General features: G+C 50.4%; 8 protein-coding genes and 1 pseudogene. 2 read left to right on the plus strand and 7 right to left on the minus strand.

Annotated elements, in window-relative coordinates; genetic code table 11:
* Window positions 1–549 (minus strand): peptide deformylase, encoded by a 549-nt coding sequence (def, locus tag AC3WTP_RS08045; RefSeq protein ID WP_492394079.1) that lies wholly within the window; start codon window positions 547–549, stop codon window positions 1–3.
* Window positions 546–1,667 carry an A/G-specific adenine glycosylase gene (gene mutY / locus AC3WTP_RS08050; RefSeq protein WP_492394080.1) on the minus strand — a complete coding sequence of 374 codons (1,122 nt, stop codon included), beginning with the start codon at window positions 1,665–1,667 and terminating at the stop codon, window positions 546–548. Before mutY ends, def begins: the two co-directional genes overlap by 4 nt.
* Window positions 1,668–1,844: 177 nt before the next feature.
* Here mutY and AC3WTP_RS08055 point away from each other — a divergent pair, with 177 nt between their 5' ends.
* Window positions 1,845–2,207 carry a c-type cytochrome gene (locus AC3WTP_RS08055; protein WP_492394081.1) on the plus strand — a complete coding sequence of 121 codons (363 nt, stop codon included), beginning with the start codon at window positions 1,845–1,847 and terminating at the stop codon, window positions 2,205–2,207.
* A gap of 166 nt (window positions 2,208–2,373) precedes the next feature.
* On the opposite strand, the gene acpS is transcribed toward AC3WTP_RS08055, so the two are convergent.
* The 5 genes and pseudogenes from acpS to AC3WTP_RS08080 all read right to left on the minus strand — a co-directional run bounded on the left by acpS (window position 2,374) and on the right by AC3WTP_RS08080 (window position 7,636).
* Window positions 2,374–2,763 carry a holo-ACP synthase gene (gene acpS / locus AC3WTP_RS08060; RefSeq protein WP_492394082.1) on the minus strand — a complete coding sequence of 130 codons (390 nt, stop codon included), beginning with the start codon at window positions 2,761–2,763 and terminating at the stop codon, window positions 2,374–2,376.
* A gap of 485 nt (window positions 2,764–3,248) precedes the next feature.
* Complete coding sequence (locus AC3WTP_RS08065; protein WP_492394083.1) at window positions 3,249–4,049, minus strand: ABC transporter permease; 801 nt, start codon at window positions 4,047–4,049, stop codon at window positions 3,249–3,251.
* A pseudogene (locus tag AC3WTP_RS08070) lies at window positions 4,046–4,942 on the minus strand (ABC transporter ATP-binding protein); the annotation flags it as partial. The pseudogene AC3WTP_RS08070 and the gene AC3WTP_RS08065, both read right to left, overlap by 4 nt.
* A gap of 360 nt (window positions 4,943–5,302) precedes the next feature.
* On the minus strand, window positions 5,303–6,688 hold the full coding sequence (locus AC3WTP_RS08075; protein WP_492394084.1) for an ADP-ribosylglycohydrolase family protein: 1,386 nt from the start codon (window positions 6,686–6,688) through the stop codon (window positions 5,303–5,305).
* Between the two features lie 102 nt (window positions 6,689–6,790).
* Window positions 6,791–7,636, minus strand: coding sequence for a helix-turn-helix domain-containing protein (locus tag AC3WTP_RS08080; protein WP_492394085.1), 846 nt, complete (start codon window positions 7,634–7,636; stop codon window positions 6,791–6,793).
* Window positions 7,637–7,869: 233 nt separating this feature from the next.
* Between AC3WTP_RS08080 and AC3WTP_RS08085 the strand changes: the two genes are divergently transcribed.
* Window positions 7,870–8,268, plus strand: a complete 399-nt coding sequence (locus tag AC3WTP_RS08085) for a hypothetical protein (RefSeq protein ID WP_492394086.1) — start codon at window positions 7,870–7,872, stop codon at window positions 8,266–8,268.
* The last annotated feature ends 427 nt before the right edge of the window (window positions 8,269–8,695 follow it).

Here is an 8,695-nt window from a genome sequence, read left to right on the forward strand (position 1 = left end):
CTATGTCAGCGGATATGGAGGTTTCCAGTCACATACCGCTTGATTCGCGATACGAATCGCTTCAGCGCGCTGCATATATTGCTTCGTCTTCTCATGCACCAACAACTGCTCCGTCATCCGGTCAATAAATAGAATGCCGTCCAGATGATCAAGCTCATGCTGAATGCAGACCGCATACAATCCCTCGGCCTCCGTCCATACGTCTGAACCGTCACGGGCCATGCTGCGCACCTTAACTCTATTGTAACGCTTGACTACACCGTAATAGCCTAGCAGCGACAAGCAGCCTTCCATTCCTTCCTGCTCACCGTCCGCTTCCACAATCTCTGGATTGATGAACTCACGCAGGCCTTCTCCTATATCCATCACAACTACCCGGCGCAGCAGACCGATCTGTGGAGCAGCTAATCCAGCGCGCCCCGGCTCACCATACAGCGTGTCCTTCAAGTCATCCAACAAAGTCAATATGCGCGGCGTCATTTCCGTCACCGGCTTGCATACCTTCCGCAGCACGGGTTCGCCGAATGGCAGTATTGCACGAATCGTCATAGTTGCCCCCCTATATCTGATCTTCTATCTTGAAAATACTCATTAATTAAGCGTAAAAATAAGTTCGGAAACGCATACGACTCCATGTCCTCTGAACCGATAAACACATAACCTTCCGGAAGCGATACATCCGGCCGCGCTTCCGCTCGAAATACGCGCATCTGCCAGTGAATATGGCTGAACGTATGCTCTGCATCGACATGCCGCTCGACGGGATTCACATCGATCCCTTCTATATGAAGCGCGCCGCGCAGCATATCCATCGCCTCAGCGTCCGGCAGCCCGGAGAGCGACGCTTGCTTCGGAGCCTGCACATGCGGCAGCTCCCACATGCGCGCCAACAAACCAGTTGCAGGACGCTGCCTGATCAGCAGCTTGCCTGCCTGGCGGCCAGTGCCTTCCACCAGCGCGGCATAGCGCAGCTCCGGCTTAGGCGGCTTCGCCTTCGTCTTAATAGGGAGAAGCTGTTCTTCTCCCGCTATTCTGCCTGAGCAGTGCTCCATCACTGGGCACAGCAGGCATGCAGGCGACTTCGGCGTGCATACAAGCGCACCAAGCTCCATCAGCGCTTGGTTGAAGTCAGACGCGTGCCCATCAGGAATGAGCTCGCGGGCAATATGCTCAATGCGAGGCCGTGTACTCGGCTTCGCTATATCATCGTGTAATCTAAAGTAACGCGATAAGACACGCATCACGTTGCCGTCAACCGCTGGTTCCGGCTGATTGAACGCGATGCTCATAATGGCGCCTGTCGTATAGGGGCCAATCCCCTTCAGGCTTGATACCGCCGCCTTATCATTCGGCACCGCGCCATCGTACTGCTCCTTAATCTCGCGCGCGGCAGCCTGCAGATTGCGGGCACGGGAGTAGTAGCCTAAGCCCTCCCAAGCTTTCAACACTTCTTCCTCAGGCGCGTCAGCCAGCGCGATTGCCGTCGGAAATTGTGCGGTGAACCGCTCAAAGTAAGGGATGACCGTATCGACGCGCGTTTGTTGAAGCATGATCTCAGACACCCATGTATAGTAAGGATTGGATTGACGCCGCCAAGGCAGATCTCGCCGATTTTCCAAGTACCACTGCAGCAGTTCTCGGCTAAAATACCGTTTCTGTTCTTCCATATCTTAGACGGCCCCTTTCTAGTTCTCTGCCCATTATACACGATGGGACACAGTTGTGAACGTTTTGCCAACATGTTGCCGAATGTGTTGCCATAACTATCCAACACAATCATACTGTAATCAAAATCACACATTTAATACGTTAATCTAATCATGCATAAAAGGAGTGTCCATTCTATGTTATTGCGAAAGCGCACAGCGCGTCTCTTGTCTATTGCGGCGGCATTGATCTTTCTCATGCTCATTGCCACGGCTTGCGGCGGCAATTCGATGGCTGGCAGCAAGGAGAAGTCTGAAGCACTTAAGGGGCCAGAAGATGCGGTAACTGTGTATAAGCAGACCTGCATGCAATGTCATGGCGCTGAGCTGGAGGGAAGAATGGGGCCTGAAACCAATCTTCAGAAAATAGGCGCGAGACTGACAAAGGAAGATATCGTGGACACCATCCACAATGGCGGTCCCAGAAGAATGCCAGCTATCAACGCGATCGAAGAAGCTGACGCCGAGAAGGTCGCCGCTTGGCTCGCAACATTAAAGTAAAACGTACGCGAAATAGGGGTTCTTCTCCAAGCAGAACAAGCTGCACTTGGGACAACCCCTATCATCATTCAGCCGCTGTACTCGCCGCTTCATTTTCATTACACAAAAAGAACTCCAATCCCGACCGAGCCAACACCGAGACTAGAGATCTTCCTTGGATCCTAACTTATAATTGTTCAATGACGCAGAATGCGGACGCCATTCCAGGCTGATGCGAGATCGTCACATGAATTCGCGTACGATCGGGATCCAGACGAATGCGAGTCCAAGCTTCCGCACTCAGCTTCGCGAACGGCTTGCCGCTCGTATCCGGCAGTACTTCAATATCTTGAAAGCCCACCTGTTGGCCGATGCCGCAGCCGATTGCTTTCGCCAGCGCCTCTTTCACCGCGAATCGCCCCGCTACCCATTCCGACAACCGCGGCTCTTTCAGCTCCGCCACTTTAAGCTCTGTCGGAGTCAATACCCGCTGCATAAACCGACCCCTGCTCTTGCCGTCCAATATACGCGATACGCGCTCCAGCTCCAGGATGTCATGCCCGATGCCAAATATCATTGCATTTCCTCCTTCGCGGATGGAATGAATCTTTATATATCGAGCATACCGCTTCTGCCTCCTATTTATCAAGTGCGCCAGTCTGTACATTAAACTATGAATCTCATGACTCTTCTGAAAATACACGAATGAACTCTATCATCCATCTAATCGAAAAGCAGGATATTCGAATACAGTATATTATCCTTATAAGAGATGGAGGAATGTGAGCATGTCCTTTAATTGCAACTCTGACTTTGGTTTTGACGATGGAGTACGAGGGATCTTATCGCGAATTTGCATCAACACCCATATCCGTGTGCACTTTGACAGCACATCGCACACTGGAAAGTTCCTTGGAATCCAACATGGTTCTGTCTTGATCATTGATAACAACGTTCCAATTTTCATCCCAGTCCGCAAAGTACTTGCCATCGACTTGGTAGAAAGAAATTAAGCATGCGAGCATGAAAGGGGCTGCCTCGGCAGCCCCACTATGTGTTTCTCTATTTACTTATTCTCCAATTTACGAGCTTGTTAATAACAACAACCGTAATCACACTGTAGAAGAACATCACGATGCAGTCGATCATAACACTCGATGTCCATCCCTCTATCAGCGACGTGCGCAGCGCATCAGCGGCATAAGTAGTAGGGAATATATAGGACACCCACTGCAGCGGTAGAGGAAGTTGACTCATATCTACCATTACCGGCGATAAGAAGGTTACAAACATCATTAATACCTGCGTCAGCATGTTAGTAAGCTGATGGCTGGGCGACCAGAAACCGATACAGACACCGATACCTACGCAGCTCGTTAAGGTTAATAACACAACTAGCAGCAATCCCCATGAATAGTGAAACGAGATTCCATATCCGAACTGTCCAATAATTCCGAGAATAACAAGTGAAGGAAATGTGCTCATAAGTCCGCGCAGCAGGTTAGCAATGACAAAGTTAAACTTGGAGATTGGAAGTGAAGCATAATACGTAAAATGCCCCTGATGCTTCTGCCACGATATTTCTTGGCCCATGGCGTTCATCCCCATAACGATTACACCGAAGATCATGTTGCCCGCAATGACGCGAATGATCATATCATCACTTGGATTCTCCATAAAGAAGTACATAAATAAAGTCGTCGTCAACGGGAACATCGTAGCCATTAGCAGCACCCAAGCCCAACTATCGCGGACAATAGCGAATTGAATTCGGAATAGAATGGACAGCTCTGCCCAGAGACGCTTTGATCCATGTATAGGTACAAATGCTGTTTGCTGCGGCGAAGTCGTAACTAGCTTCATGCTCCGATCACCTCTTTACCTTCTTGTTTATCCTCTTGTTCAAGCTGCTCATCGATATGGAAATACACATCCTCCAAGCTTGGCGGCTTCACCGCATATTCCTCGATTCGCAGTTCTTGATCGTTCACGATATAATCCAACACTCGGCTGGCGGATTGCTTATCTACGAATAGAGTGATACGATGTTCACCATTGTCCTGCACATATCCCCAACGCTGTAATAGAGCTACTGTCTCCTCCTTGCGTCCGAACTCTGTCGTCACCTCAAACTTTAACCGTTGATCCACGCTCTGCTTCAGCTTCGCGACCGAATCGATCGCAAGCAGCTTGCCGTGATTTACGACGGCGATCCGATCTACAACCTGCTCTGCTTCCAGCACATTATGCGTAACCAGTATGACCGTGGCTCCTTGCTTATTGCGCTCCTTTATGAGGTTCCATACCATACGGCGGTTCTTAGGATCAAGCTCATTCGTCGGCTCATCGAATATGAGCACCGGCAGATTGCCGATCAGCACCGTTCCAAGTCCGATCATGCGGCGTTGGCCGCCCGATAGGCTCTTCAACTGCTTTTTCTTAACCTCTTGCAGGCCCATCATTTCCAGCAGCTCATTCGCCTGATGAGCAGCATCCGGCTTCGCCATCCCCCGCAATCTGCCTGTGAATGTCAGCGCCTCATAGGCAGTCAGCGAGTCGAGCACATGCGGTTCTTGCGAGTAGTACGCTACTTGTTCCGCGATATTGCGGGTCTGCTTAAATACATCCTCTCCATTGAAGCGGATGCTGCCTTCTGTCGGCTTCAGGTGGCCGATCAGCTGCTTAATTAGCGTTGATTTGCCCGCCCCGTTCGGACCGAGAACACCGAGAATTTCACCTTCTCGAATTGTGAAGGAGATATCCTCATTCGCTTTGATCTTCCCTTTCTTATACACCTGACTGATGTGGTCAACTTCATAAATGATTCTATTCATGAATCCAGTCCTCCTTATGGCGGTGAGTATAGGTTACAAGCGGCTATCTTCATTAAAGCCTAAAGTTTACTGAAACTTTACGACCGATATTGGATATCTCAATCTTAGCTTGATGCCTCTAAGCCATGTAGCGTCTGCCGACCGAAACTCTAATCGTTCTACAGTTGAATTTATTGCTCGGTCTGCAGACCGACAGGAGGACATAACAAAACCTTACAGACATATGCTCCATCGCAGGCGCATGTGTCTGTAAGGTCTATGTGTAATCTATGTTACTTATGATTAGCCGTGCAGTTTGCGGTACACCTCGTAGCTGCGCCGCGCGCACTCCGATATGGCGATCGGATGAAAGCCGTTAATTTCCGAATACATCGTGTCATTTAATTGGGATGTCCAGCTCTCCGGCAGCTGCTTCGCCCCATCGATGGCGCCCATGATCGAACCGACGGTTGCGCCGTTGCAATCCGTATCCCAGCCGCCAAGTACAGCTGTCGTGATCGCCGTCTCAAAATCGCCGCGAGCAAATACGAGCGCAGCAGCGCACAATGCGGCGTTGTTGTTCGTGTGAACCGGATGGTAGTGCTTAAAGGATTTCCATATCCGGTCTACCAACTCCAATTGACTCGTCGCTTCCTTCGCGATGCTGATCGCCAATCGAATATCGCTGGCTAATCGGCATTGACGCGGAATTTCGCTTAGGCCAATCTCGACAATGCGCTCCGGATCGTCTTCCACAAACGCCGCAGCAATCATAGCTGATACGAACATGGCACCATAAATGCCGTTCTTTACATGAGAGAACGAAGCGTCGCGCCATGCCAGCTCTGCCGCGAGCTCAGGCCTGCCCGCCGCCCCGTAGGCCAATCCGTCAACGCGAATCTGTGCTCCAATCCATTCGCGGTACGGATTCAAGTGTGTCCTTACCCATTCCTTCTGCGCTTCGGAATCTTCGCCGCGGTTCCAGCCGCGCTGAGTGATGAGCACCGAATAATTTGCATACGATTGTGCCTCCGCGGTGAATACTTTGCCGATTGGCAAGTGCTTGAACCACATCAATCCGGTGTCCCACGAGTCCCAAGCCAGCCCTTTCTCTTCCAGCATCAAAAGCCCTAGAACGGTATACCGAATATCGTCGTCGGTCTCCATATACTGAATGCGCTCCAGCTCGCTTTGCCTAGCATAATCGGATAATGCAATTCCATGCTGTTCTTGTGCCCGCGACTGTCCTGGCGTATAGTCCTTGATTGGCCAAGCATCCGCTCCCTCGAACCACAGCTGGACGTTTTTCCAGCCCGGATGTTCATTCGTACCGTTCATGAATGACCAGCTCTCCAGCGGCTTGCCGAGCGCGCAGCCGACGCTTCTGCCGAGCCATGCGCCATGGAACTTGTCCCGCCACTGCTCATCTGACCAGCCTGCATTCAGATTGCGAGGACCTTCCGGTCTCACCGCACGAATCTCCTCCAGCCCATTCGGTTCATCATACGGGAAGTTCGCCGCTATCGGAAGCGCCGCCAACTCGTCGTAAACCGCCATCAGCTTGCAAGCATCCTGCCCCGCGTCCTCCAGCTTCTGTAGAAACCCTTCAACCTCACAGCCCTCTTCCGAGCGCTGCTTGATCTCCGCTTGCACCAAGTTGTGCAGCGCTTGCCATCCCCAGCTTGACATGAGCCTATCCCCCGATCTTCATCATCCTAGCATCAGAACAGATTGAATTGTTTACATCTTCATTCTAGCGGGGAGAGCTTCTTACGTCGTCTTGTTTTCACTTCATATATTCTCAAAAAGGGCTAACTTTGCAGCCTGTTCGCGGTATTCGAGCGGCGAAGCGCCAACGATCTGCTTGAACGCGTGGTAAAACGACCCGTGGCTTTGAAAGCCCGCCGCGTACATCACGTCCACGATTGGCAGATCGGAGCTCGCCAGCAGCTTTTTGGCTTCGTTAACTCGCAGTTGAAGCACATATTGCTTGAACCCGATACCGAGCTTCTCCTGCAGCAGATGCCTTGCCCGGGATGGGCTCAGTGCCAGCCTTTCGGCGACATCTTCCAGAGATAACGGTTCCCGAAAATGCTCGTTCATATAGTTAAGCGCCGGCTTGACCCGATAATACGACGTCAATGTGCGATTCCAGTCGGCAGACGGGACTTGTTCAACATAATAGCGGAGCAGCAGGGCGCATATTTGCAGAATCTTGCCCCGCATCATCCCCTGATAGCCTCGCTGCTTGCGGTCATGCTCATCTGCAAGCTCGATGAACAGTTCCCCGATGTGCCGAGCTGTCGTTAGACCGCCGGGAATTCGGTTCTGGAATTTGGTCGGCAGATAGACAAACGGAAGCAGCAGCTCTTGATCTGCCTGCTCGATAAGGATCGGATCAAAATACAAGAACAAATAGCGGCTAGGGTTGTCCGCATTCGATGCGGCGGCATGCCGTTCCAGATGATTGACGACAAATACGTCTCCCGGCTGAACGGGATATGTTTTGTCGCCAAAATAAAATGTCCCGCTCCCCGACAAGCAATAGCCGATCTCCAAATGGTCGTGTGTATGGAAAGGATCCGCGGGCACACGCGGCGACCACTCAAATAGGTGAATCAATGGTTCTTTTGCCATTCGTCAAAACCGCCCCTTGATGGTTGTTTGTTTTCATTTCCATATACCCCCAGTATATCGTCAATGGTTGGTGGACGCAGTGAATTTATTGAGCTTATATTCGGCCTATGGATTTGTCATCAACTAGATCAAATTTAAAACAGTCACATATCGTTCACTTGTGAACTTGTTTCATTTCAGTATAATATGGTTAATTTCATACATATCTTTCGGTTTGAGAGAGGAGAATGATCATGGGAATGACAATTATGATCTCAAAACCACTGGTCGCGCGCATTCAACAAGCCATTTCTGAACTTCAGCATGTGTTATCGACGCTTACCCATCAACCCGCGCGTTTAGCATATTCTACGTTCATCGATACGGCGCTATCGCCTAAAGGCACGGTCCAGATCACGACGGCAGCTCAATTAATGCATCCTGACTCCCCGTACAAGCTCAAGCGCGAGCTGTCCGACGATGAAGTTCTCATTGTCTATACCGCGGAGAAGGGCTTGCTTGTTATCGCGGGTACAGATGCTGTCGTCGAGAATGCCTGCACGAAGCTAATGATGCTAATGCGTGAGCAGTGCGCTATAATTTCCGATCGTATGCCTCGGATAGAGGAATTGTTCTGGAACGGTACGGTATAGAACGTATAATATACGGTGTAGTTCTAAACAATTAAGAAACCGCTTACCTAGTCGAGGAGACTGGATCAGCGGTTTTTTAGTGCGCTTTGACCCGCTCGAACGGACACAGATGACACTATTTGCTTCAAAACTAGCACAAATCTGCTGATTTGAGTCAAATAACGGATCGTGTGTCCGCTACCGACTCTCATCGATGCATCAAGCTACTTTCGGCTGTAGTTACTAAGATGGCAGCATAACCGCAAAGGCTATGCTGCCCACTCGAGCGGACACAGGAGCCGCTATTTCATGTTTTCGAGGTGTTTTTTGGGGTTTCGCGGACACAGGGGACGCTATTTGCTTCAAAACTAGCACTAAATTGCTTATTTGAGTCAAATAACGGCTCTACTGTCCGCTAGTATGCCGAAATAGTGGTTTTTGCTGCAAA

This window comes from Paenibacillus sp. EB106-04-04-XG159 (assembly GCF_058791835.1).